General features: G+C 66.6%; 14 protein-coding genes. 9 read left to right on the plus strand and 5 right to left on the minus strand.

Going from position 1 to position 21,050, the window contains the following annotated elements; translation table 11 throughout:
- Positions 1-466: 466 nt before the first annotated feature.
- The 4 genes from L6D77_RS21645 to qhpG are packed head-to-tail and all read left to right on the plus strand — an operon-like array spanning position 467 to position 6,069.
- Entirely contained in the window at positions 467-2,380 is a 1,914-nt protein-coding gene (locus L6D77_RS21645) for a sigma-54-dependent Fis family transcriptional regulator (RefSeq protein WP_232884759.1), read from the plus strand.
- Positions 2,381-2,383: 3 nt separating this feature from the next.
- Positions 2,384-4,111 (plus strand): ABC transporter ATP-binding protein, encoded by a 1,728-nt coding sequence (locus tag L6D77_RS21650; RefSeq protein WP_232884758.1) that lies wholly within the window; start codon positions 2,384-2,386, stop codon positions 4,109-4,111.
- A complete protein-coding gene (qhpE, locus tag L6D77_RS21655; RefSeq protein ID WP_232884757.1) occupies positions 4,101-4,778 on the plus strand; it encodes a subtilisin-like serine protease QhpE in 678 nt (225 codons plus the stop codon). Before L6D77_RS21650 ends, qhpE begins: the two co-directional genes overlap by 11 nt.
- Positions 4,771-6,069, plus strand: a complete 1,299-nt coding sequence (qhpG, locus tag L6D77_RS21660) for a flavin-dependent monooxygenase QhpG (RefSeq protein WP_232884756.1) — start codon at positions 4,771-4,773, stop codon at positions 6,067-6,069. Before qhpE ends, qhpG begins: the two co-directional genes overlap by 8 nt.
- 102 nt (positions 6,070-6,171) lie before the next feature.
- Here the strand turns inward: qhpG and L6D77_RS21665 are convergent, their stop codons facing one another.
- Complete coding sequence (locus tag L6D77_RS21665) at positions 6,172-7,485, minus strand: alginate export family protein (protein WP_232884755.1); 1,314 nt, start codon at positions 7,483-7,485, stop codon at positions 6,172-6,174.
- Between the two features lie 150 nt (positions 7,486-7,635).
- A complete protein-coding gene (locus L6D77_RS21670; RefSeq protein WP_232884754.1) occupies positions 7,636-9,129 on the minus strand; it encodes an aldehyde dehydrogenase family protein in 1,494 nt (497 codons plus the stop codon).
- A 493-nt stretch (positions 9,130-9,622) separates the two neighbouring features.
- On the opposite strand from L6D77_RS21670, the gene peaA reads away from it, so the two are divergent.
- The 5 genes from peaA (at position 9,623) to L6D77_RS21695 (ending at position 15,948) form a co-directional block, all read left to right on the plus strand.
- Entirely contained in the window at positions 9,623-11,188 is a 1,566-nt protein-coding gene (gene peaA, locus L6D77_RS21675; RefSeq protein WP_232884753.1) for a quinohemoprotein amine dehydrogenase subunit alpha, read from the plus strand.
- A 53-nt stretch (positions 11,189-11,241) separates the two neighbouring features.
- Entirely contained in the window at positions 11,242-12,672 is a 1,431-nt protein-coding gene (peaB, locus tag L6D77_RS21680; RefSeq protein WP_232884752.1) for a quinohemoprotein amine dehydrogenase maturation protein, read from the plus strand.
- Between the two features lies 1 nt (position 12,673).
- Positions 12,674-12,997 (plus strand): quinohemoprotein amine dehydrogenase subunit gamma, encoded by a 324-nt coding sequence (qhpC, locus tag L6D77_RS21685; RefSeq protein ID WP_046855356.1) that lies wholly within the window; start codon positions 12,674-12,676, stop codon positions 12,995-12,997.
- Positions 12,998-13,016: 19 nt separating this feature from the next.
- Positions 13,017-14,138: a quinohemoprotein amine dehydrogenase subunit beta gene (gene peaD, locus L6D77_RS21690; protein WP_232884751.1), complete on the plus strand. Its 1,122-nt coding sequence runs from the start codon at positions 13,017-13,019 to the stop codon at positions 14,136-14,138.
- Positions 14,139-14,274: 136 nt separating this feature from the next.
- Complete coding sequence (locus tag L6D77_RS21695; protein ID WP_232884750.1) at positions 14,275-15,948, plus strand: fatty acid CoA ligase family protein; 1,674 nt, start codon at positions 14,275-14,277, stop codon at positions 15,946-15,948.
- A 109-nt stretch (positions 15,949-16,057) separates the two neighbouring features.
- Here the strand turns inward: L6D77_RS21695 and mobA are convergent, their stop codons facing one another.
- The 3 genes from mobA to L6D77_RS21710 all read right to left on the minus strand — a co-directional run bounded on the left by mobA (position 16,058) and on the right by L6D77_RS21710 (position 21,005).
- Complete coding sequence (mobA, locus tag L6D77_RS21700; protein WP_232884749.1) at positions 16,058-16,633, minus strand: molybdenum cofactor guanylyltransferase MobA; 576 nt, start codon at positions 16,631-16,633, stop codon at positions 16,058-16,060.
- A 62-nt stretch (positions 16,634-16,695) separates the two neighbouring features.
- Complete coding sequence (locus tag L6D77_RS21705) at positions 16,696-19,818, minus strand: efflux RND transporter permease subunit (RefSeq protein WP_236170146.1); 3,123 nt, start codon at positions 19,816-19,818, stop codon at positions 16,696-16,698.
- An 11-nt stretch (positions 19,819-19,829) separates the two neighbouring features.
- Positions 19,830-21,005, minus strand: coding sequence for an efflux RND transporter periplasmic adaptor subunit (locus L6D77_RS21710; protein ID WP_232884747.1), 1,176 nt, complete (start codon positions 21,003-21,005; stop codon positions 19,830-19,832).
- Between the last annotated feature and the right edge of the window lie 45 nt (positions 21,006-21,050).

The raw sequence follows: 21,050 nt of genomic DNA on the forward strand, positions 1-21,050 counted from the left end.
GAAAGCTCAGCTTTCCCAGATCGATGGCGACGATGGCGACAGTGTTCATGGCGTTACACTCCGATAGGCACCCTGTGAAAGCTTAGAGGGCTGACACAGAGCGGGGCGGGGGTAGCCATTTCATTATCTGTTTCGGGCCAATTACTCCTGTGAAGGTACCGCTACCCGCCTTGGTGCATGTCTTGGGTCTGGTGCAGCGCCATCAGCGCGCACCTCGAAATCGAGTCGGACCAACAAGGCGGACAGTGAAGAACTTGCAGGAGTGACTGGCCCGAAACAGATGTGGGAGCTGGCTTGCCAGCGATGCGCCGCGCGGGCGGCGCTCGATCTTGAGAGCGCCGCAAACCTCTCGCCATACAGCCTTTTTTGCCTGCCCCCCTGATGACGGCCGAAGAATTCTGACGCACACTGCCGAAAATTCCGATGCCCGATGCCCCGTTTTGCCGGGGCACAGCTGGAGCACGCAATGGCGCGACAAACACTCACAACAAACGCCCATGACCCCCTGCAGCAATCCCGCCAGGTCCGCCTGATACTGGCCAACGAGGGCGAGCTGCCCTCGGGGATGCTGCGCGACGAGATCGACGCCTCCTGGCGGCGCAGCCTGAGCCACGGCCTGGACTGCCTGCAGGGCGAACAGGTAGGCCTGGGCATCCGCCACGGCCTCGACCTGCGCGCGCTGCTTGAACACAACCGGCTGCTGATCGACGCGGTCACCCCCGAGCTGGATTACCTGGTGCGTCGTCAGGGCCAGAACGGCATCGTCATCCTCGGCGACGCCCAGGCCAACGTGCTGGCCATCGAAGGGCAAAAGCACGCGTTGGAACGCGAGGGCCTGCGCGACCTGCACCCCGGCAGTTGCTGGAGCGAGGCGCTGCGCGGCACCAACGCCATCGGCACGGCCGTGGTCGAAGGCCAGCCCACCCTGATCAACTGCGGTGAGCATTACCTCGACCGCCTCAGCCCGTTTTCCTGCACCTCGGTACCGCTGCGTGCGCCGAATGGTGAAGTGATCGGCGTGCTCGACGTGACCCGTGAAGGGGTCATGGCCCAGCCCCAGGACAGCCTCACCGCGCTGATGCTCGCCGCCGGCAACATCGAAAGCCGCTTGTTCGGGCTGTGCCACCCCGAACACCTGGTGCTGGCTTTCCACAGCCGCCCGCAATACCTGGCCAGCGCCTGGCAGGGGCTGCTGGCGCTGAGCCTGGATGGCGAAGTGCTGGCCGCCAACGACAACGCCTGCCAGTTGCTGCAACTGAGCCGACAGAGCCTGCTCGGCAGGCGTTGCAGCGACTTGCTCGGCGAGCGTTCGCCTGCCTTCATCTCCCGGCTGTGGCAAGGCGGCGTCAGCAGCGTGCAGACAGCCAAGGGCGATTTCTTCTTCCGCGCTGTGCAGCTACCGCGCCACGCCAAGCTCAACGGCGCCACGGCGAACGCCAGGCCCGCCGAGCCGGCCAGGGCCCAGGCCCTGGAAGCGCTGGCCGGCGGCGATGCGCGCCTGGCCCGTGGCCTGCGCATGGCCCGCCAGGGCCTGGCCAATGGCTTGCCGGTGCTGTTGCTGGGTGAAACCGGCACCGGCAAGGAAGTCATCGCCCGGGCGCTGCACCAGGCCAGCCCGCGTGGCGATAAACCCTTCATTGCCGTCAACTGCGCGGCGATCCCCGAAGGCCTGATCGAGTCGGAGCTGTTCGGCTACCGCGAAGGCGCCTTCACCGGCTCGCGCCGTGGTGGCATGGTCGGCCGCCTGATGCAGGCCCACGGCGGCACGCTGTTCCTCGACGAGATCGGCGACATGCCGCTGGCCCTGCAGGCCCGCCTGCTGCGCGTGCTGCAGGAGCGCCGGGTGGCGCCGCTGGGGGCGGGCGACGAGCAGGAGATCGACGTGGCGCTGATCTGCGCCACCCACCGCGACCTCAAGCGCCTGGTCAGCGAGCAGCACTTTCGCGAAGACCTGTACTACCGGGTCAATGGCGTGTCGCTGCGCCTACCGGCCCTGCGCGAGCGCGACGACCTGGCCAGCATCATCGAAACGCTGCTGGGCAAGTTCGGCGCCCGTGGCGTGAGCCTGGACCCGGCGCTGGCCGGCCTGCTCGAAGGCTTCGACTGGCCGGGCAACATCCGCCAGCTGGAGATGGTGCTGCGCACCGCCCTGGCCATGCGCGAGGACGGCGAGCTGGTGCTGACCCTGGACCACCTCACCGACTGCCTGCTGGACGAACTGGCCAGCGGCACGGCGCCCTCCGGCAGCCTGCGCGACAACGAACTGGAGCTGATCCGCGGCGCCCTGGCGCGCCACCAGGGCAATGTCTCGGCGGCGGCCGAGGCGCTGGGCATCAGCCGCGCCACCCTGTACCGCAAACTCAAACAGTTGCGCGGCTGAACCATGGGCGGACTGTTCTCGCGCCTGATCGAATCGAGCGACCCGGTGCTGATGCGCCAGGCCCTGGCCTGGCTGTACGGCTTCGTGCGCCCGCAGCGGCGCGCCATCGGCATCTTGCTGGGGCTGTCGCTGGGCGCCTCGTTGCTGGCCCTGGCGCAACCCTGGCTGGTCAAGACCCTGATCGACGAGGGCCTGCTGGCCAAGGACTACCAGACCCTCTGGCACATGGCCGCGATCATGATTGGCGCCGGCCTGCTCGGCACCGTACTGGCCGGGGTCAACCGCTACCTGCACACGCGGCTGTCCGGGCGCATCCTGTTCGCCCTGCGCGATGATTTATACCGGCACCTGCAGCAACTGTCGCCGACCTTCTACGGGCGGCGGCGCACTGGCGATATCCTCTCGCGGCTGGACGGTGACGTCGCCGAGATCCAGCGCTTTGCCGTGGACTCGCTGTTCTCGGCGGTATCGGCGGTGATCGGCCTGGTCGGCGCGTTGGCCCTGATGTTGCTGCTGTCGTGGCAACTGTCGTTGCTGCTGGCGCTGCTGATCCCGCTGGAAGTGCTGTGGCTGCGCTGGATGCGGCGCAAGGTCGAGCGCGAGGTGTGCAGCCTGCGCGAACGCTCGGCGGACGTGTCGTCGTTCCTGGTCGAAACCCTGCCGGCGATGAAGTTCATCCAGGCCGCCGGCCAGCAGCGCCGCGAGGCCGAGCGCCTGGAGGGCCTGGGGCAGGGCTACATGAGCCAGTTGCTGAAGGTGCAGCTCACCGAGTTCTTCACCCAGGCGGTGCCCGGCACCCTGACCTCGTGGTGCCGCGCCTGCGCCTTCCTGGTCGGCGGCTGGTGGGTGATCCAGGGCACCTGGCAGCTCGGCGCGCTGATCGCATTTTCCACGTACCTGGGCATGGCAGTGGGGCCAGTGCAGAGCCTGCTGGGGCTGTATGTGGCGGTGCAGCGCATGGCCGTGAGCCTGGGGCGGGTGATGGAGCTCAAGCGCGAGCCTGTCGCCGTTCAGCCAGCCGAAATGCCGCTGCCCATTGCCGACGGGCCCGGTGAATTGCGCCTGGAGGCGGTGCACTTTGCCCACGATGAGCGTCAGGGCGGGGTGTTGCGCGGCGTCGATGCCCGCCTGCCTGGCGGGCTCAAGGTTGCCATCAGTGGCGCCTCGGGCGTCGGCAAATCGACCCTGATCGACCTGCTGCAGCGGTTCTACGACCCCGATGCCGGGCGCATCCTGCTCGATGGCATCGACCTGCGCCAACTCGATTTGCAGGCCTTGCGCCGGCGTATCGCGGTGGTCAGCCAGGACATCGTGCTGTTCCGGGGCACCCTGGCGCAGAACCTCGCCTACAGCACCCCCGAAGCGACCCGTGAACAGCTCGAAGCAGTGGTGCGCCTGACCCGCCTGGACACCCTGGTCGACAGCCTGCCGCTGGGCCTGGACGGGTTGCTCGGCGAACGTGGCCAGCAGCTGTCCGGTGGCCAGAAGCAACGCATCGCCATCGCCCGGGCGCTGCTGCAGCAACCGGCGATACTGGTGCTCGACGAGGCCACCTCGGCAGTGGACGAAGCCACCGAACGCGAAGTGATCGCCGCCATCGACCAGCTGTTTGCCGGGCGCACGCGCATTCTGATCAGCCACCGTGCCTCGACCCTGGCTGATGCCGATGTGCACCTGCACTTGAGCGACGGCCTGCTGCGTACCAAGGAGGCTGCCGGGCATGACCAGTGAACTGCGCGTGGGGCTGATCGACAGCGGCTGCTCGCCCGGGCAGGCGGCCATGCTGCTCGATGCCCGGCGCTTCTGGCTGGCCGACGGCGTGCTGCAGGAAGGCGCAGCGCTGCCCGATGCCCTTGGCCATGGCAGCGCCGTGCTCGACCGTATTCACGCTGAGGCCGGTGCCATGCCACTGCTGTTGGCCCAGGTGTTCGACCGCCAGTGGAGCACCAGCGCCCTGCAAGTGGCTGCTGCGCTGCTGTGGCTGGTGGAAGAGGGCGCCACGGTGATCAACCTGAGCCTGGGCCTGCACCAGGACCGCCCGGTGCTGCGCCAGGCCTGCGCCGAAGCCCAGGCCGCCGGGGTGCTGTTGTGTGCCTCAAGCCCCGCGCGGGGCGAAGCGGTGTACCCGGCGAGCTACCCAGGGGTGATCCGGGTCACGGGTGATGCCCGCTGCGCGCCGGGTGAATGGTCGTGGCTGGGCACCGCCCAGGCCGATTTCGGCGCGCATGTCGGCACCACCGGTGGCGCGGGTGCCAGCCTTGCCTGTGGCGCGTTCAGTGGCCGCGTTGCTGCGGTGTTGCGCAACCGGCCCGGGCTGGAACACATGGCCTTGATCCACTGGCTTAAGCACCACGCGGCGTTCACCGGCCCGGAGCGCAAGGGGCAGGTTGATGGCTGACGCACGCATCGTTGTGCTGGGGGCGGGCCCTGCTGGCGCCGCCACGGCCCTGGGGCTGCGACGCCTGGGTTACGCCGTGACCGTGGTCAGCGACTGGCGCCGCTTCGCGGCCATCGAAGGGGTTTCCCAGCGCGTGCTCGACGGGCTTCAGCATGCCGGGCTGGGCGCTGCACTTGCGCAAGCCACCACGCCCGCCGAGCGGCAGGTGTACTGGAACGGCGAACAGTTGCGTTTGAACCAGGAGTGTTTGCTCGACCGCCAGCACTTCGACCGGGCGCTGCGCGATGACTTGCGCCGGGCGGGGGTCGAGCTGATCGAAGGCCGGGTGCGTGAGGTGCTGCGCGAAGGAGGCCATCGGGTGCGGCTGGAGGAAGGCCAGGTGCTGCACGGCGACTTTCTGGTCGAGGCCCGTGGCCGCCAGGCACCGCTGGCCGAAGGGCGTTTACGCGGGCCCGAGACGGTCAGCCTGCTCAATCTCTGGCAGGGCTCACCGGGGCCTGCGGCCTCGGCAGTGGAGAGTCTGGACGATGGCTGGGCGTGGATGGCACGGCTGGCCGATGGCCGCTGCTACTGGCAAGTCACGCTGGATGCCGGCACGGCCAGCCTGCCGGGCAAGGCGCAGCTGGCGGCGTATTGCGCCGAACGCCGGCGTGCTTCGGCGCAGGTACAGGCACTGTTCGATGAACAGGCCTTCACCCCCGCGCAGGTGCATGCCCGCAGCAGCACGGCGATCCTGGCCGGCGCCTGTGCAGGCGATGATTGGCTGCGGGTGGGGGATGCGGCGATGGCGGTCGACCCGCTGTCGGGCAGCGGGATTTTCCAGTCGTTGTCATCGGCGTTGCAGGCGCCGGTGGTGATCAACACCTTGTTGCAGCGGCCAGAGAGCGCCGCTCTGGCGCAACGCTTTCATCAGGAACGTATCGAGCAGCTGTTCCTGCGCTTTGCCCGCATTGGCCGGGATTTCTACGCCCAGGAGCAGGCACGGGCGACGGGCGCGTTCTGGGCTGCGCGCCGCGAATGGCCGGATGCGCAACCGATCCATGCCCAGGCTGCCTGGGGCGCGGTAACGGTGGCGCGTCGGCCGGTGTTGCGCGATGGCTTCGTGGAGGAGGCCGAGGTGGTGGTCACGCCAGACCAGCCGTTGGGGGTGTGGCACCTGCAAGGGGTTGAGTTGGCGCCTGTGGTACGCGGGGTGCAGGCGGGGCTGTCGTTGCAGGCGTTGTTGCGGGGGCGGTCTGCGCAGCAGCAGGTGATGGTGCGGCGGTGGTTGCTGGAACAGGGGTGTCTTTGAAATCGTGAGGCCGCTTTGCGGCCTTTTTCGCGGCGCAAGGCCGCTCCTACAGGAGACCGCGAACACCTGTAGGAGCGGCCTTGTGCCGCGAAAGGTCGAGAATCAGAAGAAGGTCCCGACCACCAGTTGCAGATAGGTCCCGGTATCCCGGCTACCCAGTTGCACGCCGCCGTTGTCGGCATTGCGCTCAGGTTTGTAGAACCCCACCAGCGGGCTGATCAGCCAGTGCTCGTTGACCATCCATTCCAGGTACAGGTCCAGCTCGCGTCCACCAAGGTTGCCCCTGTCGGTGCTCAGCGGGTCAAAGTCGAAATACAGCGCCCCCACGGTCAGCCCCTCACGCGGCGTGGCCTTGAGCGCCACATGGTGGACCTGGCTGTTGCTGTTGAACGGCCCGGCATAGTTGGCCGCCACCTCGCCCTGGAACCAGGTGCCGTAACCGCGGCTCAGGCCATAGAACAGCGGGTCGAAGCGCTCCGAGAAGCGGCTGTAGCGGTAGGTGGCGGTGGGTGACCAGGGCAGGGCCGAGAAGGTCCAGTTGCCTTCCAGGTACCAGGCGTTCTCGCGTCCGCCGCTGCGGTCCTGGGTGACGTATTCGCCCGCCAGCTCCAGGTCCTTCACCCCCAGGTTGCCGCGCCCACGCAGGCTCACCGTGTCCATGCCGTCGCGGTGCTCGAGGCCGAGGATCTCGGCGTAGCGCCGGTCCACGTCCAGGCCGTGGATCCAGCTCAGGCCGACGGTGCCGGCGTCGGCCACATGCTCCAGGTTGGCCACGGCCATCGAGCTGTCGGCCTGGAAATGGTTGTCGGACTTGAGCCACATCAGGTCGCCGCGCCACCCTTGCTTGCCGCCCAGGCGCAGCACGGCGGTGCGGTCGAAGGCCTTGCGCGCGGCCAGGTAGTAGGCGCCGCCACGGTCAAAGTTGGCGCCCAGGTCGACGTTGCCGGCGTTGACCGGGTCGCCCTGGATCAGGAAGCCATCGCCCAGGGTGACCAGCTGGCGGCCGCCGGAAATGTCGATGCCGTCTTCGCCCAGGGCCGGGAACAGGGTGCCGGAGCGCCAGCCCAGGTAGAGGTCTTCGACGGCGGTGCGGCGTTCGTCGCCCAGGGTGAAACCGGCGGCATCGCCATCGCCCCAGGTGGCGGAGCTGAGCAGGCTGAAGGCGCCGTAGAGCGCGCCGCTGTCGGCGATGGCCTGGCTGGCGCTGAGGCCGTACTTGACGTAGCCCTCGCGCCAGTTGCTGCTGCCGGGCTGGCGGTTGCCGAACTGGTTGAAGCTTTCGTCGCTGTGGAAGATACCGAACAGGGCTTCTAGGTTGGCGTCAAGGGTGGTGCCGCCCTCGTTGTAGAGGTTGTGGGCTTGAGCGAGCGGTACGGCCAGCAAGAGGGCCAAACTGCAGGCGAGCGTGTGCTTCATGGTGTGCTCCATGTTTTTATTGTGGTTTTTGGGATTGCCTGTAGCGGCCTCTTCGCGGGTAAACCCGCTCCCACAGGTTCATTGCTCGCTGACAGGCTGCGCTGTCCCTGTGGGAGCGGGTTTACCCGCGAAGAGGCCGTAGCAGGAGAATCAGAGCTTGATCAGCACCGACTTGAGCTCGGTGTAGTGCTCGATCGCCGCCGCGCCCATTTCGCGGCCGACGCCCGACAGCTTGTAGCCACCGAACGGCAGCGCCGGGTCCAGGGCGCTGTGGCAGTTGACCCACACCGAGCCGGACTTGATCCGCGGGATCATCCGATGCACCGCAGCCAAATCGTTGGACCAGATGCTCGCGCCCAGCCCGTAGGGGTTGTCGTTGGCCATGCGTACCACCTCGTCGAGGTCGTCGAACGGCATGGCCACCAGCACCGGGCCGAAGATTTCCTCCTGCACCAGGCGGTGGCGCTGGTCGACGTCGACGATCACCGTCGGCTTGACGAAGTAGCCCGGGCCGAAGCCTTCGCCGCCGCAGGCGATGGTGGCGCCCAGCTCACGCCCCAGATCGATATAGCCGGTGACCCGGTCCTGTTGCTTGGCCGAGATCAGCGGGCCCATCTGCACCGACGGATCCAGGCCGTTGCCGAGCTTCATGCCATTGGCGATGCCGGCGATGTCGGCCACCACGTTGTCGAAATGCTTGCGGTGCACGTACAACCGGGAGCCGGCGCAGCACACCTGGCCCTGGTTGAAGAAGATCGCCGTGGCGGCGCCGGCAGCGGCCTCCTGCAGGTTGGCGTCGGGCAGTACGATGGTCGGCGACTTGCCGCCCAGTTCCAGGGTGACGCGGGTCATGTTGTCCATGGCCGCCTTGCCGATCAGCTTGCCGACCTCGGTGGAGCCGGTGAAGGTCAACTTGTCTACACCGGGGTGACGGCTCAGGGCCGCGCCAGCGTTCAGGCCGGTGCCGGTGACCACGTTGAACACCCCGGCCGGGTAGCCGGCTTCGTCCACCAGTTCGGCGAGCTTGAGCGCAGTCAGCGGGGTTTCGTCGGCGGGCTTGAGCACCATCGTGCAGCCGGTGGCCAGGGCCGGGCCAAGCTTCCAGCAGGCCAGCAGCAGCGGGAAGTTCCAGGCGACGATGGCACCGACCACGCCAACGGCTTCACGGCGCACGAAGCCATGGAACTGGTCGTTGGGCATCAACGGCAGCGAAGGCTCGACCGTGCTGCCTTCGACCTTGGTGGCCCAGCCGGCCATGTAGCGCAGAAAATCGATGGCCAGTTGCACGTCCATCACCTGCGCCACGGCGGCGCTCTTGCCGTTGTTCAGGCATTCCAGTTCGGCCAGTTGCTGGGCATCGCGCTGCATCAGGTCGGCCAGGCGCCACAGCAGGTTCTGCCGTTCACGCGGGCGGGTGCGGCTCCAGGCCGAATCGTCGAAGGCCTGGCGCGCGGCGCGCACCGCGCGGTCGACATCCGCAGGGTCCGCCGCGGGCACCTCGCCAAGGACTTCGCCGGTGGCCGGGTTGCGAAAGCTCAAGGTGCGGCCGCTGGCGGCGTCCTGCCAGTCGGCGCCGATGCGCATCCTGAGCTTGCGTGCGAGGAAGTCGCGGGTGGCGGGGAGGATGGGCAGTTCGGAATGCATGGGGCGGTGCCTCTTGTCATTGGTTGTGACCAGGGCAGGGGCAATGGGCGTGCCAAGCTGGTTAACGCATGTACAACCCTTGATATGCCTGATCTTCCTGTTACATGGCATGCACGTTGGAGGGCTTGGGCTGTTGCACATTGAGACTGAATGAGACGGATGTGACACGGGCCGCTGCGCGGCCCAATCGCCGGCAAGCCGGCTCCCACAGGTACGGCGTTGGCCTTGAAGGTGGCTCGATCCCTGTGGGAGCTGGCTTGCCAGCGATGGCCTGCGCAGCAGGCCCAGTGTCTCAAGGTGAAACAGCCAGTCGCGAAATGGCACGGTCGACTACAGCCCTTGTGCAGGTTATTTATCCTTACGCTACGCTCAAACCTTTGATCCATAACATTTTTGCTGCAACTGGCACACTTCCTGTATCGCAACTGTCACATGCACACCGCAGTACCCAAGCGTGCAATAACGATAAGAACAACACCGTGGAGGTCTGACCTTGAAGAAGACTCGACTCCGGCGGCAGGCGGGCACACTGGCGCTGGTCGCCACCGCACTGCTGTCCGTCCAGGCCATGGCGGCCGAGCAGGGCCCGAGCCTGTTGCAGAACAAGTGCATGGGGTGCCATATCCCCGAGGGCAACGACAGCTACAGCCGCATCAGCCACCAGCGCAAGACCCCCGAGGGCTGGTTGATGAGCATCGCCCGCATGCAGGTGATGCACGGTTTGCAGATCAGCGACGACGACCGCCGCACCCTGGTCAAGTACCTGGCCGACAAGCAGGGCCTGGCACCCAGCGAGACCGATGGCGTGCGCTACGCGATGGAGCGCCGTCTCAATACCGTCGAGCACTTCGACGATCAACTCAGCCAGATGTGCGGGCGTTGCCACTCCGGCGCCCGGGTCGCCCTGCAGCGGCGCCCGGCCCAGGAATGGGAGCACCTGGTCAACTTCCACCTTAGCCAATGGCCGTCCCTCGAATACCAGGCCCAGGCCCGCGACCGCGACTGGCTGGACATCGCCCTCAAGCAGATGGTGCCGGACCTGGCCAAGCGCTTCCCCCTCGACAACCCGGCCTGGGCCGAATGGCTGAAGGCCCGGCCCAAGGCCGAAGCCCTGGCGGGGCAGTGGGCGTTCAGCGGGCATATGCTCGCCAAGGGCGACGTGCGCGGGGTAATGAGCGTCAGCCCAGGCGAGGGCGATACCTTCAAGGTCGAGGTCAAGGGCGCGTACGCCGACGGCACGCCGTTCAACGGCAGCGGTTCGGCGATCCTCTACAACGGCTATGAGTGGCGCGGCAACGTCAAGGTCGGCGAGGCCAACCTGCGCCAGGTGTTCGCCGCCATCGACGGGCAGATGAAAGGCCGCATGTTCGAGGCCGAGCATGATGAACGCGGCCTGGACTTCAACGCCTCCAAGGCTGGCCAGGGCCGTTTGCTGGCAGTGCAGCCGGCCTTTATCAAGGCCGGTAGCGACAGCGAGATCACCCTGGTGGGCAGCGACCTCTCCGGCAAGCCGGACCTGGGGGCGGGGGTGGAGGTGACCGAAGTGCTGGAGTCGACGCCGACGCTGGTTCGCGTCAAGGCACGTGCCGCCAAGGATGCCGCCACCGGCCAGCGCGAAGTCGCGGTGGGGACGCTCAAGGGCGTGACACTTGCGGTGTACGACAAGGTCGACGAGGTCAAGGTGGTACCGGCGTTCTCCATCGCCCGCATTGGCGAAAACGGTGCCTCGGTGCCCAAGGTCCAGGGCCGTTTCGAGGCCGAGGCCTGGGGCAAGGACGCCAGCGGCCAGCCGCTGCGCATCGGCTACCTGCCGGCCACCTGGAAAGTCGAGCCGTTCAACGAGCGGGCGGTCGAGGACGAAGACGTCAAGTTCGCCGGGCAGATGCAGGCCGACGGTGTGTTCATACCGGGCGGCGCAGGGCCCAACCCTGAACGCAAGATGATGACCAACAACGCCGGCAACCTGAAGGTGATCGCCACCCTGGCGGACGGCGGACAAACCGGCGAGGGCCACATGATCGTCACCGTGCAGCGCTGGAACAACCCGCCGCTGCCTTGAGGGCAGGGGATGAGCGCGTAAACACCTGACGAATCGATTATCGGGAGGTCGCCATGGGCGCACTACTGAACCTGGTCGAACGCAACCTGCACGAAGTGCAGGTGGATGCCGACCGCATGCTGTTCCATATCCCCAGCAGTTCGCTGTTCGCCACCGATGCGGTGACCGGCGGCATCATCGACACCCTGCGCCGCCAGGGCTGCTCCGCCGAGGAGCTGATGCAGCAGCTCGGCCAGCAGTTCGACGGGCAGGACATCCAGGAAACCCTGCGCGAGCTGATCGCCCTGGAAGTGGTCAGCGACGGCTCGCCGCTGACCCCGGAGATCGCCCTCAAGCAGGTCGAGCGCACGGCGCTCAACACCGTGGTGCTCAACGTCAACACCGGTTGCAACCTCAGCTGCACCTACTGCTACAAGGAAGACCTCGACAAACCTTCGGCCGGCAAGAAGATGAGCGCCGCCACCGCCGAGGCGTCGGTGGAGATGCTGCTCAAGGAATCGCCCGACGAGACCCGCTACAGCGTGGTGTTCTTCGGCGGCGAGCCGTTGTCCAACCGGCCGCTGATCGAGCACATGGTGGCCTACTGCGAGCGGCGCTTCGCCGAGGCGGGCAAGCAGGTGGAGTTCATCATGACCACCAACGCCACGCTGCTCACCGAAGAGATCGTCGACTGGCTCAACGCCCACCGTTTCGGGCTGTCCATCAGCATCGACGGGCCCAAGACCGTACACGATCGCAACCGCATCACCGTGGGCGGGCAGGGCACCTACGACGTGGTACGGCGCAAGGCCGACATGCTGCTGTCGCGCTACGACAGCCGGCCGGTGGGGGCCCGTGTGACCCTTACCCGCGGCATCACCGATGTCGAGACCATCTGGAACCACCTGTTCAACGAGATGGGCTTTGCCGAGGTGGGCTTCGCCCCGGTGACCTCTGGCGACATGGCCGACTTCAACCTCACCGGCGAAGAACTGGTGCAGGTGTTCGCCAACATGAAGGCCCTCGGCCGGCGCTACCTGGAAGCGGCACTGGAGCACCGCAACATTGGCTTCTCCAACCTGCACCAGTTGATCACCGATATCCACGAAGGCCACAAGAAGGCCCTGCCGTGCGGTGCCGGGCTGAAGATGCTGGCGGTGGACCACCAGGGCGAGCTGAACCTGTGCCACCGCTTCACCGGCTCCAGCCTGCCGACCTTCGGCAACGTGCACCAGGGCGTCAAGCAGGCGCAGCTCAACGACTTCCTGTCGCAGCGCCTGGACCGCAGCGGCACCGGCTGCGACAGCTGCCGCATCCGCAACCTGTGCTCCGGCGGCTGCTACCACGAAAGCTACGCCCGCTATGGCGACCCGCAGCACCCGACCTACCACTATTGCGAGTTGATGCGCGACTGGGTCGACTTCGGCATCGAAGTCTACAGCCGCATCATGGCCGCCAACCCGGCCTTCATCGATCGCTACATCACCCCCAGGAAGGCGCACTGACATGAAGCACCTCAAACCGCTGAACAACAAGGCGCGCATCCTTGAGCAGGCCGCCGCTGAGGACCGCGTCGAAGAAGTGCTGGCGATGAGCGCCGTGGCCGGCTGCACCGCCACCACCGACCCGGGCTGGGAGGTGGACGCCTTTGGTGGCGTCAGCTCGCTGTGCCAGCCGATGGAGGCCGACCTGTATGGCTGTTCCGACCCTTGCTGGTGGCCGGCCCAGGTGCCGGACATGATGAGCACCTACCAGGACTGGAACGCCCAGGCGACCAACTCCGCCGAAGACTGGCGCAACCTCGGCACCGTATTCCCGAAAGACAAATAGAACGACAAGGGGAAACCGCATGAAACCTGGATTCTGCGCGCAACTCGCGCTTACCGTCGCCGCCACGGCCTGCGCCTGGGCGGCCCAGGCCGACGACGCAGGCAAAGCCCTGCTGGCCGGCCACGAATACCTGATCGCCACCAACTACCCGAACAACCTGCATGTGGTCGAGGTGGCCAGCGACACCCTGTACAAGACCTGCCGCATGCCCGATTCGTTTGGCCCGGGCACGGCGATGATGGCGCCGGACAACCGCACCGCCTATGTGCTCAACAACCACTTTGCCGATATCTACGGCATCGACCTGGACAGCTGCAAGACCACCTTCCACGCCAACCTGTCCAGCGTGCCGGGCGAGGTGGGCAAGGCCATGTACTCCTTCGCCATCAGCCCCGACGGCAAGGAAGTCTATGCCACGGTCAACCCTAGCCAGCGCCTGAACGATCACTACGTGGTCAAGCCGCCGCGCCTGGAGGTGTTCCGCACTGGCGACGGGCTCGACGCCAAGCCGGTGCGCACCTTCCCGATGCCGCGCCAGGTGTACCTGATGCGCGCCGCCGATGACGGCAGCCTGTACGTGGCCGGGCCGGACATCTACAAGATGGACGTGAAGACCGGCAAGTACAGCGTCGCCCTGCCGCTGCGCAACTGGAACCGCCCCGGTTACAGCGCCCCGGACGTGCTGTACTTCTGGCCGCACCAGAGCGCGCGGCATGAGTTCTCGATGCTCTACACCATTGCCAAGTTCAAGGATGCCAAGCAGGACCCGGCCACCGCCGAGCCGCTGTACGGCTACCTGAGCATCGACCTGAAGACCGGCAAGGCCCACACCGAGGAGTTTGCCGAGTTGACCGAGCTGTATTTCACCGGCCTGCGCTCGCCAAAGGACGGCAACCAGATGTACGGCGTGCTCAACCGTCTGGCGCGTTACGACATCAAGCAGAAGAAGCTGGTCAAGGCGGCGAATCTGGAACATACCTACTACTGCGTGACCTTCGACAAGGCGGGCGACAAGCTGTACCTGGGGGGCACCTTCAATGACCTGGCGGTGTTCGACCCCAATACCCTGGAGAAGGTGAAGAACATCAAGCTGCCCGGCGGTGACATGTCGACCACCACGCCGCAGGTGTTCGTCAGGTAGTCGCTGTTGGCCCCATCGCCGGCAAGCCGGCTCCCACAGGATTGCGCCGTGCTCGAGGCCTGCACCGTACCTGTGGGAGCCGGCTTGCCGGCGATGGGGCCGGATAAACCAACACAAGAACAACAAGAGATACCCCATGACCCAGCCAAGTTACTCCCAGGGCGACCCGGCCAAACCCCTGCTGACCCAGTGCATCGGCGACGCCTTCGACGCCACCGTCGCCCGCTTCCCCGACCGCGAGGCGTTGGTCGTCCGCCATCAGCAGTTGCGCTACACCTGGCGGCAACTGGCCGAAGCGATCGACCAGCACGCCCGGGCCCTGATGGCCCTTGGCGTGCAGGCGGGCGACCGGTTGGGCATCTGGGCCCCCAACTGCGCCGAGTGGTGCATCACCCAGTTCGCCAGCGCCAAGGTCGGTGCGATCCTGGTCAACATCAACCCGGCCTACCGCAGCAGCGAGCTGGACTACGCCCTGGGCCAGTCCGGCTGCCGATGGGTGATCTGCGCCGATGCCTTCAAGACCTCCGATTACCACGCGATGCTGCTGGGGCTGGTGCCTGAGCTGGCCGGCAGCCACCCCGGCGCACTGGTTTGCGAGCGCTTGCCCGAACTGCGGGGCGTGATCAGCCTTGCCGCCTCGCCGCCGGCAGGTTTCCTGGCTTGGCCGGCGTTGCAGGCCAGGGCCGGAGAAGTCAGCACCGAGCAGCTGGCCGCCCGCCAGGCCAGCCTGCAGCCGGACGACCCCATCAACATCCAGTACACCTCCGGCACCACCGGTTTCCCCAAGGGCGCCACCCTCAGCCACCACAACATCCTCAACAACGGCTACATGGTCGGCGAAAGCCTCGGCCTCACCGAGCACGACCGCCTGGTGGTGCCGGTGCCGCTGTACCACTGCTTCGGCATGGTCATGGCCAACCTCGGCTGCGTGACCCACGGCAGCACGCTGATCTACCCCAATGACGCCTTCGACCCGCTGCTGACCCTGCAGGCCGTGGCCGAGGAGCGCGCCACCGCGCTGTACGGCGTGCCGACCATGTTCATCGCCGAGCTGGATCACCCGCGCCGGGGCGAGTTCGACCTGTCCAGCCTGCGCACCGGGATCATGGCCGGCGCCACCTGCCCGATCGAGGTGATGCGCCGGGTGATCGGCGAGATGCACATGGGTGAAGTGCAGATTGCCTACGGCATGACCGAGACCAGCCCGGTGTCGCTGCAAACCGGCGCCGATGATGACCTGGAGCGCCGGGTGACCAGCGTCGGGCGCACCCAGCCGCGGCTGGAGAACAAGATCGTCGACGGTGAGGGCAGCACGCTGCCGCGCGGCGAGATCGGCGAGCTGTGTACCCGTGGCTACAGCGTGATGCTCGGCTACTGGAACAACCCCAAGGCCAGCGCCGAAAGCATCGATGGCGAGGGCTGGATGCACACCGGCGACCTGGCGGTGATGGACGAGCAGGGCTATGTGCGCATCGTCGGGCGCAGCAAGGACATGATCATCCGGGGTGGCGAGAACATCTACCCGCGCGAGCTGGAGGAGTTCTTCTTCACCCATCCGGCGGTGGCTGATGTACAGGTGATCGGCATTCCGTGCAGCAAGTATGGGGAGGAGATTGTGGCCTGGATTCGGTTTCACCCAGGGCACAGTGCCGGCGAGGATGAACTGCGCGAATGGGCGAGGGCGCGGATTGCGCACTTCAAGGTGCCCCGGCACTTCCGTTTCGTCGATGAATTTCCGATGACGGTGACTGGCAAGGTGCAGAAGTTTCGGATGCGCGAGATCAGTATCGGGGAGCTGTCGGCCAACTGAGGCATTGCCATTACTGGCCTCTTCGCGGGTAAACCCGCTCCCACAGGCCTGTGGGTGGCCTGTGGGAGCGGGTTTACCCGCGAAGAGGCCGGCACAATCAGCCGAGCGATCAGCCTTGCAGCAGATCCGGGCTGTTGAAATTGTCCAGGCGCGGGTCATGTTCCGCGCATTTCAGCGCTTGGACGGGCACCACCAACAGCGCCTTCTGCAAACTCCGCTCACCCGCCGCCCAGGCCTGCTCCAGCACCGGCAGTATCCGCCGCGGCAGCACACTGAACATTGGCTGCCAATAGCCACCCTGACGGACCATTGCCGCACTGTCGTGTTCGACGGCCAGCTTCAGCAGGCTTTCGATCAGCCCCTGGTCAACCTGCGGCGCGTCGCATGCCAGCAGGACCACCCAGTCGTGCCTGGCTACCGTCAGCCCCGCAATCACCCCGGCCAGCGGGCCAGGGAAATCAGCCTCGGCATCACCAACCAGTTGGTCGGCATAAGGCAGATACAGGTCCTGATTACGGTTGCAGGAAATCACCACATCATCGGACAACCCACGCACCACCCGCTGCACATGGGCCACCAGCGGCTCGCCGCGCCATGGCACCAGGCCCTTGTCACGGCCGCCCATGCGCTGGCCGCGGCCGCCGGCGAGTATCAGGATTGAACAGGGGGGCAGGGCAGCGGGCATGAAAAAGGGTTCCGGGCAGTCAATGCCGGGAACCCTCTCATTCAACCCAGGGGCTTGTCCAGTCAGCTTTCGCTGGTGACTGGCTCGCCCTCCCTGGCCCGGTCACGCCCGGCCAGGCGCATCACCACGACGAAGAACACCGGCACGAACACAATGGCGAATGTCGCGCTGAGCATGCCGCCGATCACCCCGGTGCCGATCGCCTGCTGACTGGCTGAGCTGGCGCCGCTGGCGATGGCCAATGGCACCACTCCGAGGATGAATGCCAACGAGGTCATCACGATCGGCCGCAGGCGCAGGCGCGCGGCCTGGATCGCGGCCTGGGTGGCATCGACGCCCTGGTCGACCAGATCCTTGGCGAACTCGATGATCAGGATGGCGTTCTTGGCCGACAGGCCGATCAGGGTGATCAGGCCGACCTTGAAGAACACGTCGTTGGGCAGGCCGCGCAAGGTCACCGCCAGCACCGCGCCGAGCACGCCCAGTGGCACCACCAGCAGCACCGCGGTGGGGATCGACCAGCTTTCGTACAGCGCCGCCAGGCACAGGAACACCACCAGCAGCGACAGCGCCATCAGCAGCGGTGCCTGGCTGCCGGACAGCCGCTCCTGCAGCGACAGACCGGTCCATTCAAGGCCGGCGCCGGCAGGTAGCTGCGCGACCAGGCGCTCGATCTCGGCCATGGCTTCGCCCGAGCTGTAGCCAGCCGCCGGCTCGCCGGAGATCGACACCGCCGGGTAGCCGTTATAGCGGGTCAGCTGCACCGGGCCGCTTTGCCAGTGGGCGGTGACGAAGGCGCCCAGGGGCACCATCTTGCCGCTGTTGTTGCGCACATGGATCTTGAGCAGGTCCTCGACCTGGCTGCGCTGGTCGCCTTCGGCCTGCACCACCACCCGCTGCATGCGGCCCTGGTTGGGGAAGTCGTTGACGTAGTTGGAGCCCACCGCCGTGTTGAGCACCTCGCCGATGGCGGCGAACGACACGCCCAGCGCGTTGGCCTGGCGGCGGTCCACTTCCAGCGCCACCTGCGGGCTTTCGGCCAGCGAGGCTTCACGCACGTTGACCAGCAGCTTGCTGTTGCGCGCCTGTTCCAGCAGCTGGTCGCGGGCCTGCATCAGTTCGCTGTAGCCCATGCCGCCACGGTCCTGCAGGCGGAATTCGAAGCCACTCGACTCACCCAGGCCGTCGACCGGCGGCGGCAGCACCGAGTAGGCGATGGCGTCCTTGAGCTGGGAGAAGGCCATGGTCGCGCGGTCGGCGATGGACTGGGCGCTGTCGTCGCTGCCGCGCTCGGACCAGTCCTTGAGCGTGGTGAAGGCCAGCGCCGCATTCTGCCCGCTGCCGGAGAAGCTGAAGCCGAGGATCAGCGTGGTGTTGGCCACGCCCGGCTCTTCGGCGTTGTGCGCCTCGATCTGCCGCGCCACCTCGATGGTGCGTGCCTGGCTGGCGCCCGGCGGCAGCTGGATATCGGTGATGGTGTAGCCCTGGTCTTCCGTTGGCAGGAACGCACTGGGCAACTGGCTGAAGCCATACACCAGCACCCCCACCAGCGCGGCATACACCAGCAGGTAGCGGCCGCTGCGCGCCAGGGCGTGGGTGACCCAGCGCTGGTAGCCGTTGCTCATGCCGTCGAAACGGCGGTTGAACCAGCCGAAGAAGCCTTTGCGCTCGTGGTGCTCGCCCTTGGCAATCGGCTTGAGCAGGGTGGCGCACAGCGCCGGGGTGAGGCTCAGGGCGAGGAACGCCGAGAACAGGATCGACACCGCCATCGACACCGAGAACTGCTGGTAGATGACCCCCACCGAGCCTTTCATGAAGGCCATCGGCAGGAACACCGCCACCAGCACCAGAGTGATGCCGACGATGGCGCCGCTGATCTGGCCCATGGCCTTGCGCGTGGCCTCCCTGGGCGGCAGGCCTTCCTCGGCCATGATCCGCTCGACGTTCTCCACCACCACGATGGCGTCGTCCACCAGGATACCGATGGCCAGCACCATGCCGAACAGGGTCAGCACGTTGACCGAGAAGCCCAGCGCGTTCATCACCGCGAAGGTGCCCATCAGCGCCACCGGCACCACCAATGTCGGGATCAGGGTGTAACGGAAGTTCTGCAGGAACAGGAACATCACCGCGAACACCAGCACCATGGCTTCGACCAGGGTGTTGATCACCTGCTTGATCGACACCTTGACGAAGGGCGAGGTGTCGTAGGGGATGTCGTATTTGACGCCAGCCGGGAAGTAGCGCGACAGCTCTTCGAGCTTCTGCTTGACCAGGGTGGCGGTTTCCATGGCGTTGGCGCCAGGCGCCAGCTTGACGCTGAAGGCGCTGGTGGCCTTGCCATTGAGGCGGGTGCCGTACTGGTATTCCTGGGCGCCGATCTCGACCCGGGCGACATCGCCGACGGTGACCGTCGAGCCATCGCGATTGGCCCGCAGCACGATGGCGGCGAACTCTTCGGGCGTGCTCAGCTGGCCCTTGACCAGCACGTTTGCGGTGATTTCCTGGGTCGGCCGGGTGGGCAGGTCGCCGATGCTGCCCGGCGCCACCTGGGCGTTCTGTGCGGCAATGGCCTCGGCCACATCGTTGGGCGTAAGGCTGAAACCGACCAGCTTGGCCGGGTCGATCCAGATCCGCATGGCCCGTTCCGAGCCATACAGCTGGGCCTTGCCCACGCCCTTGACGCGGCGAATCTCGTTCATCACGTTGCGCGCGAGGATATCCGACAGGGCGATCTCGTCGAGGCTGCCATCCTCGGAGGTGAGGGTGGCCAGCAGCAGGAAGCCGGTGGACACCTTTTCCACCTGCAGGCCCTGTTGGGTGACCGGGCGTGGCAGGCGCGACTCGATCACCTTGAGGCGGTTCTGCACGTCCACCTGGGCCAGGTCCGGATTGGTGCCGGGCTGGAAGCTGGCAGTGATGGTGGCGCTGCCCAGGCTGCTTTGCGAAGCAAAGTACAGCAGGTTGTCGGCGCCATTGAGCTCCTGCTCGATGATGCTGACCACGCTTTCGTCCATGGTCGCCGCCGAGGCGCCCGGGTATACGGCGTAGATTTCCACCTGCGGCGGCGCCACATCGGGGTACTGGGCCACCGGCAGCTGCGGCAGGGCCAGGCCGCCGACCAGCAGGATGAACAGCGCGACCACCCAGGCGAAGACCGGGCGGTCAATGAAGAACTGCGGCATGGATCAGGCCCTCACTGGCCGTTGTGCTGGACGATGGGGAGTGCGTCCGGTTGTTCGTCGACCTGCACCTGGTCACCGGCCTTGACGTGCTGCAGGCCTTCGACCACGACACGTTCGCCCGGTTTGAGGCCGTCGTTGACGATCCAGCGGTCGCCCTGGGCACTGCCCAGCTGTACCTGGCGCTCGCTGATGCGGTCCTGGTGGTCGACCACCAGCACCTTGGGTACACCGGCGCTGTCCCGCAGGATTGCCCGTTGCGGCACGCTGATGCCCTGGGGTTGCACGGCCTGTTCCAGGCGCACGCGCACGTAGCTGCCGGGCAACAGGTCGAGGTCGGGGTTGGGGAATTCGCTGCGCAGGGTGATCTGGTTGGTGCTCGGGTCAACGCTGAGGTCGGAGAACAGCAACTTGCCGGGCAGCGGGTAAGCGGTGCCATCCTCCTGGAGCAAGGTGGCCTTGACCTGGCCCTGGCCGACCTGTTGCAGCTCGCCGGCCCGCAGTGCGCGGCGCAGGGCAGTGAGCTCGCGGGTCGACTGGGTGACGTCGGCGTGGATCGGGTTCAGCTGCTGGATGGTTGCAAGTGGTGTGGTCTCGTTCTGGCCAACCAGCGCGCCTTCGGTCACCAGCGCCCGGCCGATGCGCCCGGAGATCGGTGCGGTGACGGTGGCGTAGCCGAGGTTCAGGCGGGCGCGCTCGAGGGCAGCCTTGGCTTCGGCCACCGCGGCATCGGCCTGAAGGAAGGCGGCGCGGGCATTGTCGTACTCCTGGCGGCTGACCGCCTTGTCGTCGACCAACTGGCGGTAGCGCTGCTCTTGCAGGCGTGCCTGGTAAACCGTGGCCTCGGCCTTGGCCAGGGTCGCGCGGGCGCTGTCGAAGTCGGCCTTGAACGGCGCCGGGTCGATCAGGAACAGCACATCGCCCTGCTTGACGTCACTGCCTTCGCGGTACACACGCTTGAGCACCACCCCGGCTACCCGCGCGCGGACCTCGGCGGTGCGCGGGGCGAGGATGCGCCCGCTGAGCTCGCTGCTGATGGCCAGCGCCTGCAACTGCAGGGTTTCGACCCGCACCTGCGACACGGGTGTCTGTTCTGCTTGCTCGGCCGCGTCATCGCAACCGGCAAGCGAAAGGGTTAACAACGCCAACAGCGCCACGGGGCGCAGGCGCGAAGTGCTCAAGATGGACATACGGATCTTCCAGGGTTGATCGAGCCTATGCTAAGGCATGCGTTC

This window comes from Pseudomonas parasichuanensis, assembly GCF_021601385.1.
GTDB lineage: Bacteria > Pseudomonadota > Gammaproteobacteria > Pseudomonadales > Pseudomonadaceae > Aquipseudomonas > Aquipseudomonas parasichuanensis.